The sequence below is a fragment of the Agromyces sp. S2-1-8 genome (assembly GCF_021129215.1).
Lineage (GTDB): Bacteria > Actinomycetota > Actinomycetes > Actinomycetales > Microbacteriaceae > Agromyces > Agromyces chromiiresistens.
This window is the reverse complement of sequence record NZ_JAJOLP010000001.1, coordinates 1,863,684-1,885,489: the sequence shown is the minus strand read 5'-3', so window position 1 is coordinate 1,885,489 and position 21,806 is coordinate 1,863,684. Positions and strand designations below refer to the sequence as shown.

Genomic DNA, 21,806 nt, shown 5'->3' with positions numbered 1-21,806 from the left:
GTGCGTCAGTCCGCCGGCAGCAGCAGGAAGCCGTCGTCGACGAGTTCCCGCACCTCCGGCAGCAGCTCTGCGGCGAGCGCCGCCCCGTCGACCTCGAGCAGCTGCGCGAGTGCGGCGACGATCGCGCCGACCGCGAGTTCGCCGTCGCAGGCGCCGACGAGTGCGGCCAGTGCCGTGCCGGGCGAGATCGTGCGCGCGAACCCGCCGCCCTGCCGCAGCAGCATCGCCGTCGGGTCCGCGTCGCCGGGCCAGTAGTGGCGCTCCTCGGTGACGTCGCCCGCGACGGTCAGGCGCAGCGCGGCGAGGGCGCCGTCGTCGAGGGACGCCAGCCGGTCGTGCGCCGCGAGGCACTGCGCGAGGTGCCCGCCGAGGCCCGCGGGGTTCGACCCGATCGCGCCGTGCCGGCGCTCGACCCGGGCGAGCCCGTCGGTCGCGGATGCCGCGGCCGAGGCATCCCCGCCGACCGGCCGTCGCAGCACGACGTACCCGAAGCCGACCTCGGTGACCCCGCGCGCCGCGAAGTCGTCGAGCCACGCGTCGTAGAGGCGGTCGAAGGCCGCGGTACCCGACCTCGTGCCGCCGTCGCGGATCCACGTCTCGGCGTACTCCGTGACGGGCTGCACCTCGCGCTCGACGATCCAATGGTCGAGTCCGTGCGCCCATGCCGCGGCGCGCTCGAGCCCGTCGTCGCCGCCGCGATACTCCCAGTTGGCGAGCAGCTGCGCGGTGCCGCCGGGCTCGAGGTGCTCGGCGCAACCGCGCACGACCGCTTCGACGAGCGCGTCGCCCACCATGCCGCCGTCGCGGTAGTCGTACTCGGGAACCCCCTCGGTGCGCGGCGTGATGACGAACGGCGGGTTCGAGACGATGCGGTCGAACCGCTCGCCGGCGACCGGTTCGAACAGGCTCCCGAGGCGCAGTTCGACGCCCTCGATGCCGTTGAGCTCGAGGTTCATGCGGGCGAGCTCGAGCGCCCGCTCCGAGATGTCGGTCGCGACGACCTCGTCGGCGAATCGCGACGCGTGCATGGCCTGGATGCCGCAGCCGGTGCCGAGGTCGAGCACGCGTCGGGCGGGCGTCGGCAGCATGAGCCCCGAGAGCGTCGTCGAGGCGCCGCCGACCCCGAGCACGTGGTGCTCGCCGAGCGCGTGTCCGAGCGCGAGCTCGCCGAGATCCGAGAGGATCCACCAGTGCGCTTCGCCGTGCGCGTCGCCGAACGCGTAGGGGCGCAGGTCGAGGGCGGCGACGACGAGATCGCCGTCGCGCCGGATCAGCCCGAGCTCGACCGCGTCGTCGAGACCGAGTCGCGGCAGGGCCTCGGCCGCCTCGTCGGCCGGCACCGGCAGCCCGAGCACGAAGAGCTCGGCGAGGGTCGCGAGCACCGCACCGCCGGCGTGCGCGCGACGGCGGCCGTCGAGCACTCGCCGGGCGGGCACGCGTTCGCCCCGGTGCAGCGCCGCAGCCGCAGCCCCGCCCCAGAGGCCGTCGAGCGCGTCGACCGTGAAGTCGACGGCGCGCAGGTCCTCGGCGAGGCGGCTGAGGGGTTTCGGGGTGCGTGCGGTGTCCACCGGACCATTCAAGCAGCGGAGACCGCACGGGTGCGGTGACGGCGCTCATCGCGGTCGCGTGCCGCGCCGGTCATCCGGTGGGCGAGCCGGGGTCGAGCACGAGGTCGAGCACGAGCGGGAACGGACCGTACCCGTCGCCGATCGTGAGGTGGCCGCCGCCCGGCACCGTCACGCGCTCGAGCCCGAAGACCTCGGCGAAGGCGACCGTTCCAGCCGGGTTGACCGGGTCGTCATCGCCCTGCACCACCATCGGTGCCGCGATGCTCGCCGCCGCGAGCGCCGCCGCGACCGCGTCATCCTCACCGGTGTCGGCGGTGAGGAACCCGGAGATCTCGGGCGTCCGCTCGAGGAATCCGTCGGAGGGCGGTGAGACCAGGATGACGCGAGCCGCCGCCGGGTCGTCGAGCCCCGACTCGCGCCGGGCGACCGCGTACGCGAGCCACAGCGCGCAGCCGAGGCTGTGCGCGACGACGGTGAGCTGCGACGGCGTCGTGCCGACGAGCTCGGCCTCGAGTGCGGCCAGCCAGCCGGCACGGACCGGGGTGTCGGCATCGGGCAGCTGCGGGTACCGCACGTCGTGGCCGCGGGCGTCGAGCTCTTCGGCGAGCCAGCGCTGCCAATGCCCCTCGGGTCGATGGTTCTGCCAGCCGTGCAGGATGAGCACCTCGCCCACGTCGTCTCCCGTCGTTCGTCCGGCCGTGATCGCCGGCCGCGGCCATCAGTCAAGCGCCTCGCGCGGCGGCGTGCACGGGCGAATGTCACAGAGCCGTCATCTGCGGGTCATCTGGCATTGCGCCCCGTAACCCGCCCGTCACACGGTGCGCGTAGCGTGGGCTTACGATCGTGGAAGGCGAGGGGAGGGCGCGTATGGCGGAGTCATCGGTGCTCGAGCGCCTGCGTCGAGACGCACGCGACGAGCTCGCCGCGCTCATCGAACTGCGCTGCCGGCTCGGCGAAGACCCGTGGATGTTCCTGCCCGACCTGCCCTCCGTCGACGAGCAGGTCGTCGCGACGCTGCGCGAGGAGCGCCTGCAGTCGGAGACCTGGGGTCCGGCACGGTCGCGCGCGTACCACCCGGCTGCACGCCCGGGCGAGGCGGCGAGGTTCGAGTTCGAGCTGCTGCGGGGCATCGCCCTCGAGCACCCCGAACTCAGTGGGGCGGTATGGGCGCTGCTCGACCGCGTGCCCGCGCCCTGGTGACGCGCCGCCGGCGGCACCCGCGTTCAGGCGGCCGGTGACCCCGACGCCGCCTCGCGCCGTCGCTGCACCCGCAGCCAGGTGAAGAACCCCAGCATGGTGAACGCGCCGTAGAACAGGTACAGCAGCGCCGAGGCGTAGTAGCCGGCCGAGACGAGCAACGGCACGCCGACGATGTCGACGGCCACCCAGATGAGCCAGAACTCCGTCCAGCCCTTCGCCATGCCCCACGTCGCGAGCAGCGACCCCATGAAGATCCACGCGTCGGCCCACACCGGCTCGAACGAACCCAGGGCGCTGAAGATGGGCGTGAGCACGAGCGTGCCCCCGATCATCGCCACGACGAGCAGCACGCGCTCGCGCCCGGTCGCCCAGCGCGGGTCGACGGCGTTCGCCGACGTGTGCCGGTGCCTCGACCACTGGATCCACCCGTAGATCGAGACGCCGATGAACATGAGCTGCCGTCCGGCCTGCCCGAGCAGGTTGACCGGGTTCGGCGTGTGGAAGACGGCGCCCATGAAGACCGTGAAGAGCAGGGCGTTGCCGATGATGCCGACGGGCCACGCCCAGACCTTGCGCCGCATGCCGCCGAGCGCCGACGCGAGCCCGAACAGGTTGCCGACGATCTCGCGCCAGAGGATCACCTGTCCGCCGATCACGAGCTGGGCGTCGAAGAGCCACTCGATCGGGCCGGGCGCCGCCGCGGCTTCGAGCATCATGCGACGGTCCTGGCGCGTCCGCGGAGGGCGCGCACGAGCGCGACGATCGCGCGCCAGCCGATGAGGAGGAGCGCGAGCGTCAGCGCCGCGACGATCATGAACGCGACCTGCGCGGTGTCGCCGGCGAGGACCCGGAGGGCAAGCCCGCCGACGACGGCCACGGCCCACACGATCACGCCCGTCGGCCACGGCGCGCTCGGCGCGCGCCAGGCGCGTGCGAGGCCCCATCCCGCGAGCACGGCGACGAGGAACGGCCACGCGGTCGCGACGATGCCGGCGACGTCGAGCGCCTCGGCGTGGCTGCGACGGCCGATGAGCACGAAGACGATGACGAGCGCCAGGTCGACGACGAGGCTCACGAGGATCGTTCGCGCGCTCGCCCGGTTCGGGCTCGCCGATCCGGCGACGGTTCCGCTCATGCCTCCATCGTACGGAGCGCGGCGAGCGCCCGGAGCGCGGCGGCGTCGACGACCGGCAGCGCGCAGACGAACTCGCGGCACCGGTAGGCCGCGGCGGCGCGGTCGCGCAGGTCGCGCCCGGCGAACAGGTCGAAGCCGGCATCCGCGAACCGTCGGGCCGCCTCCTCCGTGACGACGGCCGTGATGGATGCCTCGTGCCGACGGCTCTCGGTGACGAGCTCGGCCTCCTGCGGGGCCGCGGCGGCCGGGCCACCGGTCGCCGCGCCGGGCACGACGGTCACGAGCTGCACGACGGGCGCGGCGAGGTCGGCCATGAGCCCGAGCGAAGCGCCGAACGCGATCGGACGCTGCACGGCGACGGCGGCGACGCGCTCCATCGCCGCGACGGCCGCGGCCCGATATCGATCGCCGGCACCGAGCAGCCACAGCCGCCACGCCGCCTGCGCGCATGCGGTCGCGCCCGACGGGGTCGCGCCCTCGGCGGGGTCACCGGGCAGGGCGAGGCCGCGCGCGGCGAGCACGGGATCGGGCCCGCCGGGCACGGCGAAGGGCACGGTCTCGTCGGGCCGGGCCGCGTCGATCGCGGCGTCGACGAGTTCGCGCGCGACCTCGGCGTACCGGGGATCGCCGCTCGCGAGCGCGAGGTCGATGAGTCCCCCGGCGAGCATTCCGGGGTCTTCGAGGGCCGCGGTGGCGGCCGACGCCCGGCCGTCGCGCGAGGCCCGGACGATCGCGCCGTCGGCGAGGTGGTGGCCGATCACGAAGTCGGCGGCCCGGCGCGCGGCGGCCAGGGCTCGATCGCCGTCCTGCCCGCCGATGGCGCCCGACGCACGTGCGAGCGCACCGATCGCCAGGCCGTTCCAGCCCGTGAGCACCTTCTCGTCGAGCGCGGGCGGCTCGAGCGACCTCCGTCGCTCGGCGTCGGCCTGCGCGTAACCGCCTTCGGTGCGCACGCCGTCGACGATGCTCTCCGAGTCCTGCGCGGCGGCGAACCCGCCCGACGCGAGCTGCATCGTACCGATGAGGAACGCCGACGTGTCGCGGGCGACCTCGCGGAGCACTGCGTCGTCGCGGGCCAGGTCGGCCGCGACGGCGAGCAGCAGGGCGTTGTCGGTGAGCATCCGTTCGTAGTGCGGCTCGCTCCAGTCGGCGCGGGTGGCGTACCTGAAGAACCCGCCGTCGACCGGGTCGCGGAGCGGCGACGCCGCCATCGCCCGCAGCGTACGGCGGGCGATGGCTCGGCCGTCGGCGCCGCTCCGCGCGAGGAAGTCGAGCACCGGCGCCACCGGGAACTTCGGGGCCCCGCCGAAGCCTCCGTGCACCCGGTCCTCCTGCGCCGCGAGCGCCTCGACGGCGTCAGCCAGCCGAGCGGTCGTCGGCAGTGCGCCCGCCGTCTCGGCCGACGCCGCGTCGGCGAGCGCACCCGCGACCGCGTCGGCGGTGTCGGTCAGCTGCGTCCGCCGTTCGCGCCAGGCCTCGTCGACCGCGGCGAGCACCTGCCGGAACGACGGCATGCCGCGCTGCGGAGCGGGCGGGAAGTACGTGCCCGCGTAGAACGCCCGCCCGTCGGGGGTTGCGAAGACCGTGAGGGGCCAGCCGAGCTCGCGCGTGAACGCCGAGGCGGCGGCCAGGTAGCTCGAGTCGACGTCGGGGTGCTCCTCGCGGTCGACCTTGATCGCGACGAACCGCTCGTTGAGCACGCGCGCCGTCTCGACGTCGTCGAAGCTCTCGCGGGCCATCACGTGGCACCAGTGGCAGGTCGCGTAGCCGATCGAGATCATGACGGGGATGTCTCGCGCGCGCGCCTCGTCGAAGGCGTCGTCGCCCCAGGGGAACCAGTCGACGGGGTTCCCCGCGTGGGCCCGCAGGTACGGGCTGACGGCGTCGGCGAGGCGTCGGCCCATCGGTCAGTCCACCTCGTCGGGGTGGGCGCTCACCCGGCCCTCGCGCTCGAGCGCCGTGATCGCCTGCATCTCGGCATCGTCGAGCTCGAAGTCGAACACGTCGAAGTTCTCGGCCATGCGCTCGCGACGGGTCGACTTCGGGAAGACGATGTGCCCGCGCTGCAGGTGCCAGCGCACGACGACCTGGGCGGGGGTCTTCTCGTGCGTCGCCGCCGGTCCGGCGATCTCGGGCAGCTCGAAGAGCGGGTACTTGCCCTGCCCGAGCGGCCCCCAGGCCTCGATCGCGATGCCGTGCTCCTCGGCGAACGCCGCGGTCGCCGGCTGCTGGTGGGCCGGGTGCAGCTCGATCTGGTCGACGGCGGGCACGACGTCGGTCTCGTCGAGCAGTCGTTCGAGGTGCGGCACGAGGAAGTTCGAGACGCCGATCGAACGCACGCGACCGCTGTCGCGGAGCTTCTCGAACTCGCGCCACGTGTCGACGTACCGGTCGCGGGCCGGGCTCGGCCAGTGGATCAGGTAGAGGTCGACGTAGTCGAGCCCCAGCCGTTCGAGGCTCGCATCGAAGGCGTCGTGCACGGACTGCGTGCCCTGGTCGTCGTTCCAGAGCTTCGTCGTCACGTACAGCTGTTCTCGGGCGATGCCCGATGCCGCGATCGCCCGGCCCACGCCCGCCTCGTTGCCGTAGATGCGCGCCGTGTCGAGGTGCCGGTAGCCGACCTCGAGCGCGTCGGTCACGATCCGCTCGGTCTCGTTCGGGTCGACCTTGAAGACCCCGAAGCCGAGCTGCGGGATGGAGTGGCCGTCGTTGAGCTGGATGCGGGGAACCGTCATGCCCGCCATCCCATCATGACCGGGCTCGCGCCGACAGGGCGGTTCGCTGCCCGCGAAGCCGGGCACGGCCGCCTCCGGTCACGCCGCGGGCGACTCCGCCGCGACCGTGCGGCGCACCGGCAGGCGCTCCCCCGCGCGCACCGCGACCGACCACCGGTTGCCGGGCGAGGGCAGCGGGCACACGTACTGGTCGCTGAAGGCGCAGGGCGGCAGGTACGCCCGGTTGAAGTCGAGCTCGAGCGTGCCGTCGGCCGCGGGCTCGTCCACGGCGAGGAAGCGGAACCGGTACGCCTCGTGGCCGCTCGTCGCGTCGGCGAACACCGCGCCGAGGCCGCCGGCGTCCCGCGTCAGGGTGAGTTCGATCGGGGTGCCGTCGACGTCGAACCGGGCGACGCCTGCGACGTGCTCGGTCGACGCGTGCCCGTCGACGCTCGTCACGTCGAGCGTCGCGTCCGCCGCAGGCTCGAAGCTCGCACGCACGACCCAGCGCGGCGACGGTGCGAACGCGTCGATGCCGGCGAGCGACGTGCGCGTCGGGGCGTCGGGGTCGAGCACGCGCAGCGCCAGCGCCCCGTCGCGCTCGAACGCGCGCAGCACCGTCGCACCCACCGCCAGTTCGTCGCCGGCTGCGAGGCGCACCGCGTCCGAGGCATCCGCGAGCCCTGTGCCGACCACCGCGCCGTCATGGGCCGCCCAGCGACCGGGCGCGCCCTCCACCGCCGCCGGCTCGTCGGTGAGCCAGTGCGTGTGCCGCAGGGCGGCGAGCCCGTGCGGGGCCGTCGCGCGCGCTTCGCGCGCGTGGTGCCAGTCGTGCCAGTCCGACTCGAAGCGTTCGCTCGTCATGCCTCCACGCTACCGATCGCGGCGACCCGGTTCAGCGCTCGGCGTCCTCGTGCGACCCACCACGTCATACGATGGAGGGCTATGTCGTCGCCTGCGCCGATCCCCGTGATCACCTATCCCGCCGAGCTGCCGGTCTCCGCGCAGCGCGACGAGATCGCGCGCGCCCTCGAGACGCACCAGGTCGTGATCGTCGCCGGCGCGACGGGCTCGGGCAAGACGACGCAGCTGCCGAAGATCTGCCTCGAGCTCGGCCGGACCTCGATCGCGCACACCCAGCCCCGCCGCATCGCCGCGCGCACGATCGCCGAGCGCATCTCCGAGGAGCTCGGCGTCGAGCTCGGCGGCCTCGTCGGCTACCAGGTGCGCTTCACCGACCGCGTGAGCGAGTCGACCCGCGTCAAGGTGATGACCGACGGCATCCTGCTGAACGAGATCCACCGCGACCGCGACCTGCGCCGGTACGACACGATCATCATCGACGAGGCGCACGAGCGCAGCCTCAACATCGACTTCCTGCTCGGCTACCTGAAGCGGCTGCTGCCGCGCCGCCCCGACCTCAAGGTCATCGTCACGAGCGCGACGATCGACCCCGAGAGCTTCGCGCGGCACTTCGAGGATGGCTCGGGCGAGCCCGCGCCCGTGATCGAGGTGTCGGGCCGGACATATCCCGTCGAGGTCCGGTACCGGCCGCTCGTCGCCGAGGCCGGTATCGGCGACGACGACGAGGACGAGGGCGCCGCGGCCGAGGACAAGGACGTGCAGCGCGGCATCATCGACGCGCTCGACGAGCTCGACCGCGAGTCGAGCGGCGACGTGCTCGTCTTCCTCTCGGGCGAGGGCGAGATCCGCGACGCCGAGCAGGCGGTACGGGCCCGCTATGCGGGCGGTCGCGGCGGCGAGACCGAGGTGCTGCCGCTCTACGGGCGCCTGTCCTCCGCCGATCAGCACCGCGTGTTCGAACCGTCGAAGGTCGCGGGCCTGCGGCGCCGCGTCGTGCTCGCGACGAACGTCGCCGAGACGAGCCTCACGGTGCCGGGCATCCGCTACGTCGTCGACGCGGGCACCGCGCGCATCAGCAGGTACTCGGTGCGCTCGAAGGTGCAGCGGCTGCCGATCGAGCCGATCTCGCAGGCCTCGGCGAACCAGCGCTCCGGCCGGTCGGGCCGCACGAGCGACGGCATCGCGATCCGGCTCTACTCGGAGGAGGACTTCGAGCGCCGGCCCGAGTTCACCGACCCCGAGATCCTGCGCACGAACCTCGCCGCGGTGATCCTGCAGATGGCGTCCCTCGGGCTCGGCCCGATCGAGGAGTTCCCGTTCCTCACGCCGCCCGACGCCCGCGGAATCCGCGACGGTCTCGAGCTGCTGCGCGAACTCGGTGCGCTCGACGACGGCGCCGCGGGCGACGGGCCGCAGCTCACGCGCATCGGACGCCAGCTCTCGCGCCTGCCGATCGAGCCGCGCTTCGCGCGCATGGTGCTCGAGTCGAAGGCGCAGGGCGTCTCGCGCGAGGTGCTCGCGATCGTCGCGGGCCTCACCGTCCAGGACCCGCGCGAGCGCCCCCTCGAGCGCCGCGAGGAGGCGAACGGGTCCCACGCTCGATTCGTCGACCCGACGAGCGACTTCCTGACGCTCCTGAACCTCTGGAACCACCTCGAGCGGCAGCAGCGCGAGCTCTCGGGCAGCGCGTTCCGCCGCATGTGCAGGTCGGAGTTCCTGAACTACCTGCGCGTGCGGGAGTGGCAGGACCTGTACCGCCAGCTCGTGCGCCTCGCGAAGCCGCTCGGCCTGCACATCGCCGAGCGGGCCGGCGAACCGAACGGCGACGGCATCCACCGGGCGCTCCTCGCGGGTCTCCTCTCGCAGATCGGGCTGCGTGACGACGCCCTGCGCCAATCAGCACCGACGTCGACGGGGCGCGGCGGCGCGCGCGACGCCGATCGCAGGGGACGGCGCCGCGACGCCGAGTTCCTCGGCGCCCGCAACACCCGCTTCGTGGTCTTCCCCGGCTCCGCACTCGCGAAGAAGCCGCCGCCGGCGCTCATGAGCGCCGAACTGGTCGAGACGAGCCGGCTCTTCGCCCGCACGAATGCCGCGATCGACCCGGCATGGGCCGAGCAGCTCGCCGGCCCGCTCGCCAAGCGCAGCTACTCCGAGCCGCGCTGGGAGCGCCGCCAGGGCTCGGCCGTCGCCGACGAGAAGGTGCTGCTGTTCGGCGTGCCGATCGTCGCGAAGCGGCGGATCCAGCTCGCCCGGGTCGACGCCGAGCTCGCCCGCGAGCTGTTCATCCGGCACGCCCTCGTCGACGAGGACTGGGACACCTCGAAGCTCGATCGCCGGCTCTTCGCGTTCGTCAGGCAGAACCGGGCGCTGCGCGGCGAGCTCGGCGAGGTCGAGGAGCGCACCCGCCGCCGTGACCTGCTCGCGGGCGACGAGGCGGTGGTCGCGTTCTACGAGGCGCGCGTGCCGCACGACGTCGCCGACGTTCGCTCGTTCGAGCGGTGGTGGCGCGGTGCGCAGCGCACGGCGCCCGACCTCCTCACGATGCGCCGAGAGGACCTGCTCGGCGAGGACACCGACCGCGCGCACGACGACGGCTTCCCCGACCGCTGGCGGCAGGGCGACCAGACCCTCTCGCTCGCGTACCGCTTCGAACCCGGGGCCGACGACGACGGCGTCACGGTCGTCGTGCCGCTCGTGCTGCTGCCGCGGCTCGAGGCGACCGGCTTCGACTGGCAGGTCCCCGGACTCCGCGACGAGCTCATCACGGCGCTGCTGCGCTCCCTGCCGAAGGTGCTCCGTCGCCAGGTCGTCCCGGCGGCCGAGTGGGCGGCGAAGATCGCCGCCGAGCTTCCGGACGGCCCCGAGGGCGGCGAGCCTCGCGAACCGCTCGTCGCCGAGGTCGGCCGGGCGATCCGGCGGCTCACGTTCACGCCCGTCGACCCGAGCGACTTCGACCTCGACCGCGTGCCGCCGCACCTTCGGGTCACGTTCCGCGCCGTCGACGAGCGCGGCCGCGCGCTCGGCGCGTCGAAGGACCTGTCCGAGCTGCAGGCCCGGCTCGCCGACCGCACGCGCGACGCCGTCGCGCGCGCCGTGAGCGGGTCGGGCGGTCCCGGCGATCGCCCGGCCGTCGCGGGCGACCGCCGCAATGGACGCGGCGCACGGAACGACGACCGGCGCGGCCCGCGGCCCGCCACCGCCCCTCCCCCCGAGCTCGCCGAGCGCGGCGGCATCACCGCCTGGGAGTGGGACGCGCTGCCCGAGCATCTCGACACGAGCCAGGCCGGCAACGTCGTGCGGGCCTATCCGACACTCGTCGACGAGCGCGAGGCGGTGGCCCTCCGGCTCGTCGCGACGCCCGAGGAGCGCGATCGGGCGCTCCGGCGAGGCATCCGGCGGCTCGTCGTGCTCTCGACCCCGACGCCGGTCGCCTATGTGCAGGAGCACCTCTCGAACGAGGAGAAGCTCGCGCTCGCCGCGAGCGCGTACCCGTCGACCCGCGCGCTGCTCGACGACTGCCTCGCCGCCTGCGTCGACGCCGAACTGCGTGCCCGCCACCCCGACGGGATCCTGCGGACGCGAGCCGAGTTCGATGCCGTGCGCGACGCGGTCGCGGCCACGATCGTCGACCGGCTGTTCGAGACGGTGTCGCTCGTCGCCCGGATCCTCAGGGCGGCCCGCGAGGCCGACCGGGCGATCTCGGGCGCGTCGAGCATCCAGCTCATGGCGGCGCTCGCCGACCTCCGCGAGCAGCTCGCCGCCCTCGTGCCGAACGGGTTCGTCTCGGCCACGGGGCTCGAGCGGCTGCGCCACCTGCCGCGGTACCTCGAGGCGATCACGGCGCGCGTGCGCAAGCTCGTGGACAACCCCGGACGCGACCGGCAGCTCATGAACGAGTTCGACGTCGCCCGTTCGGCCTATGAGAAGGCCGGAGGCACGCTGCCGATCGACGCCGAGGCCGACCCGGTGCTCGTGCGCGTGCGGTGGATGCTCGAGGAGCTGCGCGTGGGCCTCTTCGCCCAGGAGCTGCGCACGGCCGAGACCGTCTCGGTCCAGCGCGTGCAGAAGGCGCTCGCCGGCTGAGCCGACGAGCGCCTTCGGGGCGGATGCGCCTCAGAGCACCTTGGAGAGGAACGCCTTGGTGCGCTGGTGCTGCGGGTTCGAGAGCACTTCTCGCGGGTCGCCCGACTCGACGACGACGCCCCCGTCCATGAAGACGAGCGTGTCGGCGACCTCGCGGGCGAAGCCCATCTCGTGCGTCACGACGATCATCGTCATGCCGCTCTTCGCGAGCTCCTTCATGACCTCGAGCACCTCGCCGACGAGCTCGGGGTCGAGCGCCGAGGTCGGCTCGTCGAACAGCATGAGCTTCGGCTCCATCGCGAGCGCCCTGGCGATCGCGACACGCTGCTGCTGCCCGCCCGACAACTGCGAGGGGTAGTAGTCGGAGCGCTCGGCGAGGCCGACGCGGGCGAGCAGCTCGAGCGCGCGCGCCTTCGCCTGCGACTTCGGCAGCCCCTTCTTCAGCAGCGTCGGTGCGAGCATCACGTTCTCGACGGCCGTCATGTGCGGGAAGAGGTTGAAGCGCTGGAACACCATGCCGATGTCGCGGCGCTGCTTCGCGGCCTCCTTCGGGTGCAGCTCGTAGATCTTGTCGCCGTGCTGGCGGTAGCCCACGAGCTGGCCGTCGACCGAGAGCCGTCCGGTGCTCACGGTCTCGAGGTGGTTGATGCAGCGGAGGAAGGTCGACTTGCCCGAGCCCGACGGCCCCACGAGGCAGAGCACCTCGCCGCGCTTCACCTCGAGCGAGATCGACCGGAGCACGGTGTTCGAGCCGTAGGACTTCGACACCGCCTCGGCCTTCACCATGGGGGTCTCCGCGGCGTTCATGCGCCTCCTCCGGCGTGGTGGTTCGACGGCGGGACCTCCGTGTCGACCGCGGCGACCGCGCTCGTCTCGACGGTCGGCTGCTGCACGGCCGGTCGCTGGTCGATGCCCTTCGCGTAGTGCTTCTCGAGGTAGTACTGGCCGACCATCAGGATCGACGTGATCGCGAGGTACCAGATCGACGCGACGATCAGCATCGGCACCGGCTGGTACGTCTTCGCCGCGATGTCGCTCGTGCGCGTGAACAGTTCGAGCGTGAACGGCACGGCGATGACGAGCGAGGTCGTCTTCAGCATCGAGATGACCTCGTTGCCGGTCGGCGGGATGATCACGCGCATGGCCTGCGGCAGGATGACCCGGCTCATCGTGTGCCACCAGCCGAGGCCGAGGGCGGTCGCCGCCTCCTCCTGGCCGCGGTCGACCGCGAGCAGGCCCGCGCGCACGATCTCCGCCATGTAGGCGGCCTCGTTGAGCGCGAGGCCGATGACCGCGAGGGCGAAGTAGCTCAGCAGGTCGCTCGTCGTGATCGACAGCCACGGCTCGGAGCCGGGGAGGCCGATGTCGATCGACTTGTAGATGACGCCGATGAGGCCCCAGAACACGAGCTGCACGTACACCGGGGTTCCGCGGAACAGCCACAGGTACACCCACGCCACCGACTTCACGACGGGGTTCGGCGAGAGGCGCATCACGGCGAGCACGATGCCCAGGATGATCGCGATGACCATCGAGTACACGGTCAGCTGCAGGGTGTAGCCGGCGGCTTCGACGACTCGCGTGTCGAAGAGGTACTTGCCGACCTCGGTCCAGTTGTAGACCGGCCGGTTGACGGCCGCGTCGACGACGAAGAGGACGACGAGCACGATGAGCACGACGGCGAGGACCATGCGCCACGGGTGGCGCAGCTTGATGGCCTTGATCGCCTCGGGGGGCGTGTCGGTTCCGGAGCCGGCCGGCGGGGTCTCGGACCCCGCCGGCCGGGAAGGCATGTCGGACATGACTGCGGTGCTTCTCAGGTCAGTTCGTCGCGCCGTTGATGGTCGCCTCGTCGACGGCACCCGACTCGATGCCGGCCGACTTCAGGATCTCGAGGTACGTGCCGTCGTCGATGAGCGACTGCACCGCGGCCTGCACGGCCTTCGTCATGTCGCTGTCCTTCTGGGTGGCGAAGCCGTAGGGAGCCGCGTCGAACATCTCGCCGACCGTCTCGAGCTGGCCGTCGAGGTTGGCGACCGCGTCACCCGTCACGGGCAGGTCGGCGGAGAAGGCGTCGGCCTTGCCGTTGACGACGGCGTTCGTGACCTCGGGCTGCCCCTCGAACGGCAGGATCTCGATGGGCTCCTCGCCCGCGTCGACGCACTCCTGGCTGCGTGCGGGCAGCTCGTCGGTGTGCTGGATGGTGCCCGACTGCACGGCGACGGTCTTGCCGCACGCGGTGTCGGGGGTGATGTCGCTGCCGGCGGGCGCGGCCCACAGGCTGCCCGCGTTCAGGAAGTCGACGAAGTCGACCGAGGCCTGGCGCTCGACCGTGTCGGTGAACGACGACGAGCCCATGTCGAGGGCGCCCTCCTGGATGCGGGGGATGATGCTGTCGAAGCTCAGGATCTCCCACTCGGGCTCGAGCCCGAGCTTGGCCGAGACCGCCTCGGCGAGGGTGACGCCCCAGCCGGTCGGCTCGCCGGCGTCGTTCTTGTACTCGTTGGGCGGGTACTCGGCGTCGGTGCCGATGCGCAGCACGCCCGAGTCCTTGACCTCGGCGGGCAGCAGGGCCACCGCGGCGTCGTCGGCCTCGACCGAGGTCTTGGGGGCGGTGCTCTCGGAACCGCCGCCCTCGCTCTCGGAGTTGTTGACGCAGCCGGTGAAGAGCAGGGCCGCGGCGGAGGCGATGGCGGCCGGCAGGAGCAGGCGTCGGATGTTCATGTTGATACCTCTGTCGTCACATGATGATGGGGACAAACGACTGAGCGCAAAGTGAGGCTCCGTCGCCGTAGACCGAGCCTAAACCACCGCAGGCTCGACGCAAGCATCTCGGCAGATCACGATTCGGTGGCGATTCGAATCGCCCGCTTCACACCCTCGAGACGCAAGATTCCGTACTTTCGAGACGCAATGCCGCACTGCGCAGCCGTTCGGCGGGCGCGTCGCACCGATCGATAGGCTTGGCGCACCGTGGGAACCTACTCCGAACTGCTCAAGACGCAGGGCGTCGCACGCATCATCGCCGCCCAGCTGACCGCGCGCTTCCCGTCGGGAATGCTCTCGCTCGCGTTCCTGCTGCACGTCGAGCAGCAGACGGGCTCGTACGGCGCAGCCGGGCTCGTGCTCGCCGCCACGTCGATCGGGCAGGCCGTCGCCGGCCCGCTCACGAGCCGCCTCATGGGTCGGTTCGGCATGCGCCCGGTGCTCGTCGTCACGCTCGTGATCTGCGTGAGCGCCGTGGTCGCGATCGGAGTGCTGCCCCTCACCGTGCCGCTGTACATGGCGGTCGGCCTCGTCGCCGGTCTCGCGACCCCGCCCGTGCAGCCCGCCGTGCGCACGATCTACCCGAAGATGGTGAACTCGCGACAGCTCACCCCGCTGTTCTCCCTCGACGCCTCGGCGCAGGAGATCATCTGGGTCGTCGGGCCGGTCGTCACGACCTTCGTCGCGACGCAGATCGGCACGGTGTGGGCCATCCTGCTCGCCGCCCTGCTCATGGTCGTGGGCGGCGCCTGGTTCATCTCCTCCCCCGAACTCGGCCGGGTGCGCATCCCCCGCTCGAAACGCCGGTTCGGCACCGTGCTCGCCCGCCCCGCCGTCCTGCTCGCGACTGTCGTCGGATTCCTCCTGATCGGCGCGTGCGCGGCCATCGAGGCCGGCGTCGTGGCCGTCTTCGGCCACGACGGCAGCGAGGCCGGCATCGTGCTCGCGATCTTCTCCATCGGATCGCTCGCCGGCGGCCTCTTCCTCGGCCACGTCCCCATCGGACCGTGGTCGACCGCCCGCCGCATGTTCATCGTGTTCGTCGGCACCGCGCTCGCAGCGTTCGTGATGGACTTCTGGTGGCTCTCGATCACCCTCTTCGTCGCCGGCATCGGCATCGCGCCCGCGCTCGCGGTGCTGTTCGCGATCGTCTCGGCGAGCGTGAAGTTCTCCGACACCGCCGAGGCGTACGGCTGGGTCGGCACGGGCCAGCTCATCGGCGCCGCACTCGGCTCGGCCCTCGCCGGCTTCCTCATCGACGGCTACGGCGCGCAGGGCGCGTTCTGGGCGGCGAGCGCGCTCGCCTTCCTCGGGTTCCTCGTGCCCGCGTTCGCACGCCGATGGCACCCCGATCTCCGAGGCCGCGACGCGAGCCCCATTCCCGACACCGAACCGGTGCCGCTCCAACCCAGTTGACGAAGGGCGCCAGGATGCCTCGACAGCTCCCGCTCGCACCGCTCGTGCCGCTGGCCGACGGCCACGCGATCCCGCAGCTCGGCTACGGGCTCTACAAGGTGCCCGCGCACGACGCGGCGCAGCTCGCCGGCGTCGCGATCGCGACCGGCTACCGCCACCTCGACACGGCCGCCTTCTACGAGAACGAGCAGGGTGCCGGCGCGGCCGTGCGCGCGGCCGAGGTGCCGCGCGACGAGCTCTTCGTGACGAGCAAGGTGTGGAAGGACGACAACGGCTACGACGAGGCGCTCCGCGCTTTCGACGCGTCGATGGGCCGGCTCGGGCTCGACCGGCTCGACCTCTTCCTCATCCACTGGCCGGTGCCGTCGACCGACCGCTACGTCGACACCTGGCGGGCCCTCGTGCGGCTCCGCGACGAAGGACGGGTGCGCTCGATCGGGGTCTCGAACTTCCACGCCCACCACCTCGACCGCATCATCGGCGAGACGGGCGTCGCCCCGGTCGTCAACCAGGTCGAGCTGCATCCGCGGCTGCCGCAGGCCGCCCTCCGCGAGTTCCATGCGGCACGCGGCATCCGCACCGAGGCGTGGTCCCCGCTCGCCCGGGGTCGCCTCCTCGACGACCCGGTGCTCGCCCGGCTGTCGACGGCGCACGGGCGCAGCCCGGCGCAGATCGTGCTGCGCTGGCACGTCCAGCTCGGCAACGTCGTGATCCCGAAGGCGTCGTCGCCGGAGCGCATCCGCGAGAACCTCGACGTCTTCGACTTCGAGCTCGGCGTCGACGACCTCGCCGCGATCGCCTCCCTCGAGACCGGCGAGCGCACCGGACGAGATCCCGACGACGACTGACGCGCGCCGCTCGCGCTCGTCCGGCCGCGACCGGATCGTGACCCGACTCCCAGCGCCCGTCCAGACACTGGCTCCCGGCGCGGCAATACCCTGACCGCATGAGACGACTCGCACCCGCCGCGGCGTCCGCCGCGATCATCGCCCTCCTGCTCGCCGGCTGCTCGATGGGCGGCAGCTCGAGCACGCCCGGCGTCGCCGAGCCCGACATGCCGGCTCCCGCCCAGGGCGGCGACGCCGGCGCCGACGGGGGCTCGGCCGACGAGGCCCGGGCCGAGCCCGACGCCGTCGACCGCAGCGTGATCACGACGGGGTGGATCGCGGTGACCGTCGACGATCCGATCGACGCCGCCGAGGAGGCCGCCGCGATCGTCGACCGCGCCGGCGGGCGCACCGAGAGCCGGACGGAGCAGCCCGGCACCGATGCGTCACCGCCGAGCGCGCACCTCGTGCTGCGCGTGCCCGCGGCAGAGCTCGACGGCGTCGTCGACGAGATCCGCGGTCTCGGCCGGGTGGACTCCGTCTCGATGCAGGCCTCCGACGTCACGCAGCAGCGCACCGACCTCGACGCGCGCATCGAGGCGCTCTCGGCCTCGGTCGACCGGCTCGAGCAGCTGCTCGCCGAAGCCGAGACCATCGCCGATCTCATCGCCATCGAATCCGAGCTCACGACCCGCCAGGCCGAACTCGACAGCCTCACCCAGCAGCGCGACCAGCTCGTCGACCAGGTCGACTACTCGACCCTCACGCTCGATCTCGCCACGGTCGAGGCGGCGCCGGCCCCGGCACCCGACGACTTCTGGAGCGGGGTCGTCGCCGGGTGGACGGCCCTGGTCGGCTTCCTGTCTTCGCTCGCCGTCGCCCTCGGCGTGCTCCTGCCGTGGTTCGCCGTACTGCTCGTCATCGCCGCCGTCGTGACGCTCGTCGTGGTGCTCGCCGCCCGCGGACGGCGACGGGCGCCGGGGGTCCCGGCCGAGCCGGCGCCGCACCCCGGCTCCGACGCCGATCGCTCCCCCACCGGGCCGGAGCCGCGGGCGTAGTCTGGCGACGTGAGCGCGACGACCGAGACCACGACGCAGACCCCGACGCCCGAATCCCTCCTCGACGACGACCTCCTCGAGCGATTCCGCGCCCGAGCGGCCGAGTACGACCGCGACAACGCCTTCTTCGACGACGACCTCGAAGAACTCCGCGCGGCCGGCTACCTCACCGCACTCGTGCCCGTCGAGCACGGCGGCCTCGGCTGGGGCCTCGTCGACGCGGTGCACGCGCAGATGCGGCTCGCCGGCGCCGCACCCGCGACGGCGCTCGCCGTCAACATGCACCTCGTGTGGACGGGCGTCGCGAAGGTGCTGCGCGACCGCGGTGACGACTCGCTCGACTTCGTCCTCCGCGAGGCGGGTGCGGGCGAGGTGTTCGGGTTCGGCATCTCCGAAGCCGGCAACGACCTCATGCTGTTCGGCTCGCGCACCACGGCCGAACCGCAGGCCGACGGCGGCTACCGGTACGCGGGCCGCAAGATCTTCACGTCGCTGTCGCCCACATGGACGCGGCTCGGCACGATGGGCCTCGACTCGGTGTCGTCCGATGCGCCGAAGCTCGTCTACGGCTTCATCGACCGCGAAGACCCCGACGTGCGCATCCTCGACGACTGGAACACGATGGGCATGCGCGCGAGCCAGAGCCGCACGACCGTGCTCGACGGGGCGTACGCCGCGCCCGACCGCATCGTGCGCCGGCTCGACCCCGGGCCCAACGCCGACCCGCTGGTCTTCGGCATCTTCGCGAACTTCGAACTGCTCCTGGCCGCCGTGTACACGGGCATCGGCCGGCGCGCGCTCGACCTCGCGGTGGCCGCGGCCGGCCGCCGCACCTCGATGAAGCACGACGGGCGTCCCCTCGCGCACGACCCCGACATCCGGTGGCGCGTCGCCGACGCGGCGATCGCCTACGACGCGATCCCGCCCCAGCTCGACGCCGTCGCCCGCGACCTCGACGAGCTCGTCGACCACGGCGCGGCCTGGTTCGCGAAGCTCGTCGGCATCAAGGTGCGGGCGACCGAGACCGCCAAGCACGTCGTCGACCAGGCGGTCCGCGTCTCGGGCGGCTCGACCTATTTCGCGGGCTCCGAGCTCGGGCGGCTCTACCGCGACGTGCTCGCCGGCATCTTCCACCCGTCCGACGACGAGTCGGCGCACGCGACCGTCGCCAACGCATGGCTCGGCCCGGTCCCCGACTGACGAGTCGCCCCGTTCCCGACCGGCGCGCGGGGCACGACCGCGGCGCGGCCCGATGGATAGACTGGCCGAGGCGACGAACGTCGCCCCCGCACCCTGGAGGACCTTGTGAACGTCGTCGCCACCGTCATCGCCCTGGGACTGTTCGTCTTCGGCATGTGGGTCATGAGCATCGCCCCCGAACTGGCGAGCCTCCAGGCCGCCGTGTTCTTCGGCGGCATCCTCGCCGTCGCGCTCTCGCTGGCGATCCCGTTCCACCTGCTCGGCCGCGCCGACGACTGACGCCGGTCGCATGACGCTGCCCGCGCACGACACGATCGTCACGTACCCCGCCGGTGAACTCGTACGGCACGCCACCGTGCTGCACACGACCCCCGCCCGCGACGGGCTCGTGGCCGTCGTCACCGACGCGACGTCGTTCCACCCGGTCGACGCCGCCTGGCCCGACCAGCCCGCCGACACCGGCACGCTGCGCGCGGGCGATCGCGAACTGCCGATCCGAGACGCCGTCGTCGCCGCGACCGACGGGTCCGAGCTGCATGTCGGCGACGACGTCCCCGTGCGCAAGGGCACCGAGGGCTGGGCGTTCGTCGTCGCACACCTGATCGATGGCGACGGCCCGGTCGCCGAAGGCGACCAGGTCGTCATCACCGCGGATGCCTCGGCGCGCCGCGCCCTCTCGCTCGGGCACAGCGCCTGCCACGCGGCATCCCTCGCCCTGAACCGTGCGGTCGAGTCGCGCTGGTCGAAGCCGGCCCGCACCGATGCGCTCGGGCGTGTCGACTTCGACGGCATCGCGATCGCGTCGAGCCGCATCGAGCCGTTCGGCTCGGTCGACCGCTACCGGCTGAACAAGTCGCTGCGCCGCGCCGGCTTCGACGCGACGGGCCTCGCGGAGGCACTCGACGAACTCGGCCGTGAGGTCTCCGCCGCCGTCGGCGAGTGGGTCGCGGCGGGCTCGACGGTCCGCGTCGAGCGCGACGGCGACCGGCTCACCGACCGGCGCAGCTGGGTCGCCGAGCTGCCCGAGGGCGTCGCCCGCATCGCCTGCGGCGGCACGCACGTCGACTCGCTCGCCGAGCTGGGCGCCGTGCGAGTCGCCTTCGAGCTCGTCGACGACGCCGGCACCCCGGTGCTCGAGATGCGCACCCGGGTGGGCGCCGACGGCTGAACCCCCGCGCGCCCGGCCGTGCACCTCCGCAACGGGGTTACGATTACGGGCGTGGGTATTCGCATCGAGAAGGTCGACCTGCCCGGGATCGGCGTGCGTCACGACCTCGTGACCGAAGCCGGGCGCCGAATCAGCGTGGTCTCGCACCGCGACGGCGAGCGCGATCTCGGCGTGTTCGACATCGACGACCCCGACGCGTGCCGCGACAGCGTCGCACTCAACGACGACGAGGCCTCCGCCCTCGCCGATGTGCTGAGCGCCTCGGTCATGCTGAGCCGCCTGACGAGCCTCTCCGACGAGACCGCCGGCCTGTACACGGAGCAGATCGCACTGCCCACCGACTCGCCGTTCCTCAATCGCACCCTGGGCGACACCAAGGCCCGGACCCGCACGCACGCATCGATCGTGGCGATCGTGCGCGACCGCCAGGTCATCGCCTCCCCCACGCCGTCCGAGCCCCTGCGCGCGGGCGACGTGATCGTCGCCGTCGGCACCCGCGAGGGTCTCGACGGGGTCTCGAGACTGCTCGCCAACGGACCCGACTGACGCCGGGCCCCGCATGCACGAGACCACGCTCCTCCTCATCGAAGTCGGCGCGCTGCTCCTCGGAATGAGCCTCCTGGGGCGGCTCGCACTGCTCATCGGCCTCTCGCCGATCCCCTTCTATCTCCTGCTCGGCCTCGCGTTCGGCTCGGGCGGCATCTTCCCGTTCGACGCGAGCATCGAGTTCCTGCAGACCGGGTCCGAGATCGGCGTGATCCTGCTGCTCGCCCTGCTCGGGCTCGAGTACACCGCGTCCGAGCTCTTCGACAGCCTGAAGTCGGCGCGCATGCCGGGAGTGGTCGACGGGCTGCTGAACGCGTTGCCGGGCGCGGCCCTCGCACTCATCCTCGGCTGGGGTCCGGTCGCAGCGGTCGCATTGGCGGGCGTCACGTGGGTGTCGTCGTCGGGGGTGATCGCGAAGCTGCTGCGCGACCTCGGCCGTCTCTCCAACCGCGAGACGCCGGCGATCCTCGGCGTGCTCGTCATCGAAGACCTGGCGATGGCGTTCTACCTGCCGATCCTCTCGGCGATCGTCATCGGTGTCAGCCTCGTGCAGGGCGCCGTGGCCGTGGCCGTCGCGGTCGCGGTCGTCGTCGTGATCCTCTACATCGCGCTGCGTCACGGCCACCTCGTCTCGCGTCTCTTCCCCGCCGACCATGCCGAGCCCCTGCTGCTCGGCGTGCTCGGCCTCACGATGCTCGTCGCCGGGCTCGCCCAGGAGGTCTCGGTCTCGGCCGCGGTCGGCGCCTTCCTCGTCGGCATCGCGTTGTCGGGTCGCGTGGCGGTGAACGCGAGCCAGGTGCTGACGCCGCTCCGAGACCTGTTCGCCGCGACGTTCTTCGTGTTCTTCGGGCTCACGACCGATTCGTCGCAGCTCATGTCGATGATCCTGCCGGCGCTCCTGCTCGCGGCGGTCACGATCGCGACGAAGCTCGCGACGGGCGCCTACGCCGCGGCGCGCGCAGGGGTCGGCACGCTCGGCCGGTGGCGCGCGGGCTTCTCGCTCGCGCCGCGCGGCGAGTTCTCGATCGTGATCGCCGGTCTCGCCGTGACCGCCGGAGTGGAGCCCGCGCTCGCCTCGCTCGCCACCGACTACGTCCTCATCACGATCATCGCGGGCACGTTCCTCGCCCGCGTGCCCGACGCCGCGTGGTTCCGCACCGCGGTGCGGCGCCGTCAGCAGCGCACGCGGCAGGCCGTCTGAGGCGGATGCCGCGGCTCGGCCCGCTCGAACATCGCGCTCCGGACACCCGTCGAGCGG

20 protein-coding genes are annotated in these 21,806 nt (G+C 72.7%); 10 read left to right on the top strand and 10 right to left on the bottom strand.

The window, feature by feature from the left end:
• Window positions 1-5: 5 nt before the first annotated feature.
• The gene (locus LR269_RS08570) at window positions 6-1,568 is read right to left on the bottom strand and encodes a methyltransferase (protein WP_231430311.1); all 1,563 of its coding nucleotides are present in this window, start codon (window positions 1,566-1,568) and stop codon (window positions 6-8) included.
• A gap of 70 nt (window positions 1,569-1,638) precedes the next feature.
• Window positions 1,639-2,241 (bottom strand): alpha/beta hydrolase, encoded by a 603-nt coding sequence (locus LR269_RS08565; RefSeq protein ID WP_231430310.1) that lies wholly within the window; start codon window positions 2,239-2,241, stop codon window positions 1,639-1,641.
• 194 nt (window positions 2,242-2,435) lie between these two features.
• Between LR269_RS08565 and LR269_RS08560 the strand changes: the two genes are divergently transcribed.
• A complete protein-coding gene (locus LR269_RS08560; RefSeq protein ID WP_231430309.1) occupies window positions 2,436-2,768 on the top strand; it encodes a hypothetical protein in 333 nt (110 codons plus the stop codon).
• A 23-nt stretch (window positions 2,769-2,791) separates the two neighbouring features.
• Here the strand turns inward: LR269_RS08560 and pnuC are convergent, their stop codons facing one another.
• The 5 genes from pnuC to LR269_RS08535 all read right to left on the bottom strand — a co-directional run bounded on the left by pnuC (window position 2,792) and on the right by LR269_RS08535 (window position 7,481).
• On the bottom strand, window positions 2,792-3,484 hold the full coding sequence (gene pnuC, locus LR269_RS08555; RefSeq protein ID WP_231430308.1) for a nicotinamide riboside transporter PnuC: 693 nt from the start codon (window positions 3,482-3,484) through the stop codon (window positions 2,792-2,794).
• Complete coding sequence (locus LR269_RS08550) at window positions 3,481-3,903, bottom strand: DUF3054 domain-containing protein (protein ID WP_231430307.1); 423 nt, start codon at window positions 3,901-3,903, stop codon at window positions 3,481-3,483. Before LR269_RS08550 ends, pnuC begins: the two co-directional genes overlap by 4 nt.
• Window positions 3,900-5,807 (bottom strand): thioredoxin domain-containing protein, encoded by a 1,908-nt coding sequence (locus tag LR269_RS08545; protein WP_231430306.1) that lies wholly within the window; start codon window positions 5,805-5,807, stop codon window positions 3,900-3,902. Before LR269_RS08545 ends, LR269_RS08550 begins: the two co-directional genes overlap by 4 nt.
• Window positions 5,808-5,810: 3 nt before the next feature.
• Window positions 5,811-6,638: an aldo/keto reductase gene (locus tag LR269_RS08540; RefSeq protein ID WP_231430305.1), complete on the bottom strand. Its 828-nt coding sequence runs from the start codon at window positions 6,636-6,638 to the stop codon at window positions 5,811-5,813.
• Between the two features lie 78 nt (window positions 6,639-6,716).
• Window positions 6,717-7,481 carry a DUF1684 domain-containing protein gene (locus tag LR269_RS08535; protein WP_231430304.1) on the bottom strand — a complete coding sequence of 255 codons (765 nt, stop codon included), beginning with the start codon at window positions 7,479-7,481 and terminating at the stop codon, window positions 6,717-6,719.
• Window positions 7,482-7,562: 81 nt separating this feature from the next.
• Between LR269_RS08535 and hrpA the strand changes: the two genes are divergently transcribed.
• On the top strand, window positions 7,563-11,567 hold the full coding sequence (hrpA, locus tag LR269_RS08530) for an ATP-dependent RNA helicase HrpA (RefSeq protein WP_231430303.1): 4,005 nt from the start codon (window positions 7,563-7,565) through the stop codon (window positions 11,565-11,567).
• Between the two features lie 30 nt (window positions 11,568-11,597).
• Here the strand turns inward: hrpA and LR269_RS08525 are convergent, their stop codons facing one another.
• From LR269_RS08525 to LR269_RS08515, 3 genes are read right to left on the bottom strand one after another with little or no spacing between them, the layout of a single operon-like run.
• Window positions 11,598-12,374, bottom strand: a complete 777-nt coding sequence (locus tag LR269_RS08525) for an amino acid ABC transporter ATP-binding protein (protein ID WP_304504449.1) — start codon at window positions 12,372-12,374, stop codon at window positions 11,598-11,600.
• The gene (locus LR269_RS08520; RefSeq protein ID WP_374201102.1) at window positions 12,371-13,369 is read right to left on the bottom strand and encodes an amino acid ABC transporter permease; all 999 of its coding nucleotides are present in this window, start codon (window positions 13,367-13,369) and stop codon (window positions 12,371-12,373) included. Before LR269_RS08520 ends, LR269_RS08525 begins: the two co-directional genes overlap by 4 nt.
• A gap of 19 nt (window positions 13,370-13,388) precedes the next feature.
• Window positions 13,389-14,291 (bottom strand): ABC transporter substrate-binding protein, encoded by a 903-nt coding sequence (locus tag LR269_RS08515; RefSeq protein ID WP_231430302.1) that lies wholly within the window; start codon window positions 14,289-14,291, stop codon window positions 13,389-13,391.
• Between the two features lie 249 nt (window positions 14,292-14,540).
• Here LR269_RS08515 and LR269_RS08510 point away from each other — a divergent pair, with 249 nt between their 5' ends.
• The 8 genes from LR269_RS08510 (at window position 14,541) to LR269_RS08475 (ending at window position 21,749) form a co-directional block, all read left to right on the top strand.
• The gene (locus LR269_RS08510) at window positions 14,541-15,749 is read left to right on the top strand and encodes an MFS transporter (RefSeq protein WP_231430301.1); all 1,209 of its coding nucleotides are present in this window, start codon (window positions 14,541-14,543) and stop codon (window positions 15,747-15,749) included.
• 14 nt (window positions 15,750-15,763) lie between these two features.
• On the top strand, window positions 15,764-16,597 hold the full coding sequence (locus LR269_RS08505; RefSeq protein WP_231430300.1) for an aldo/keto reductase: 834 nt from the start codon (window positions 15,764-15,766) through the stop codon (window positions 16,595-16,597).
• 98 nt (window positions 16,598-16,695) lie between these two features.
• Entirely contained in the window at window positions 16,696-17,634 is a 939-nt protein-coding gene (locus tag LR269_RS08500) for a DUF4349 domain-containing protein (RefSeq protein ID WP_231430299.1), read from the top strand.
• A 9-nt stretch (window positions 17,635-17,643) separates the two neighbouring features.
• Window positions 17,644-18,834, top strand: coding sequence for an acyl-CoA dehydrogenase family protein (locus LR269_RS08495; RefSeq protein ID WP_231430298.1), 1,191 nt, complete (start codon window positions 17,644-17,646; stop codon window positions 18,832-18,834).
• Window positions 18,835-18,939: 105 nt separating this feature from the next.
• Window positions 18,940-19,113 (top strand): hypothetical protein, encoded by a 174-nt coding sequence (locus LR269_RS08490; protein ID WP_231430297.1) that lies wholly within the window; start codon window positions 18,940-18,942, stop codon window positions 19,111-19,113.
• 10 nt (window positions 19,114-19,123) lie between these two features.
• Window positions 19,124-20,002, top strand: coding sequence for a metal-dependent hydrolase (locus LR269_RS08485; RefSeq protein WP_231430296.1), 879 nt, complete (start codon window positions 19,124-19,126; stop codon window positions 20,000-20,002).
• Between the two features lie 51 nt (window positions 20,003-20,053).
• Complete coding sequence (locus LR269_RS08480; RefSeq protein ID WP_231430295.1) at window positions 20,054-20,548, top strand: cation:proton antiporter regulatory subunit; 495 nt, start codon at window positions 20,054-20,056, stop codon at window positions 20,546-20,548.
• A gap of 13 nt (window positions 20,549-20,561) precedes the next feature.
• A complete protein-coding gene (locus LR269_RS08475) occupies window positions 20,562-21,749 on the top strand; it encodes a cation:proton antiporter (protein ID WP_231430294.1) in 1,188 nt (395 codons plus the stop codon).
• Window positions 21,750-21,806: the final 57 nt, after the last annotated feature.